General features: G+C 30.7%; 1 pseudogene. It reads left to right on the forward strand.

The features are described 5' to 3' along the window. Positions 1-225: pseudogene (locus SB658_RS27035) on the forward strand (hypothetical protein); the annotation flags it as partial. Positions 226-241: the final 16 nt, after the last annotated feature.

Below are 241 nucleotides of genomic sequence, written 5' to 3' on the forward strand. Positions count from 1 at the left end.
GATGCAACATCAACAAATGATATTTTGCATGTCATTAATGAATTAAACACATCTTATCGATTTGCAAAATTCACATTAAACAAGCAAAATGCAATTGATATTTCAGCATCGCTTGCATTCTCAGAACCAAACTTTAATCCAGCACTTGTCTTTGAACATACGAGAATGCTATATAAATTAGCAAATGACGAATATAAAAACTTAATGAAAGTTATTTGGGCATAAATAAAAGGATGGGCTG

The organism is Bacillus sp. SIMBA_008, from assembly GCF_046535495.1.
Classification (GTDB): Bacteria; Bacillota; Bacilli; order Bacillales; family Bacillaceae; genus Bacillus; species Bacillus subtilis.